The 277-nt window shown below is 49.8% G+C and carries 1 protein-coding gene; it reads left to right on the top strand.

The genetic code is table 11. The features are described 5' to 3' along the window. On the top strand, positions 1–277 hold a 277-nt coding region (locus tag Q3O06_RS08845), incomplete at both ends, for a DNA adenine methylase (protein ID WP_308446894.1).

The following is a 277-nucleotide window of genomic DNA, read 5'->3' as shown; positions in this document are numbered from 1 at the left end:
TGGACTATACCAAACCACAACCTATCGTCCCTTGGATGGGCGGTAAACGCCGACTGGCAAAACACCTGTTCCCGATGTTCCCCGAACATTCCTGTTATGTAGAACTGTTTGCAGGTGGAGCGGCACTCTTTTTCCTTCGTCCGAACCCTGCCAAAGTAGAGGTACTTAACGATATCGACGGACAGCTTATAAACCTATACCGCGTCGTTCAGCATCATTTTGATGAGTTTGTCAGACAGTTCGAGTGGACGCTTACGAGCCGTGAAGTCTTCTCCCG

Source organism: Neisseria maigaei (assembly GCF_958267405.1).
Classification (GTDB): domain Bacteria; phylum Pseudomonadota; class Gammaproteobacteria; order Burkholderiales; family Neisseriaceae; genus Neisseria; species Neisseria bergeri.
The sequence above is the reverse complement of the archived record's forward strand: the minus strand, read 5'-3'. Positions and strand labels throughout refer to the sequence as shown.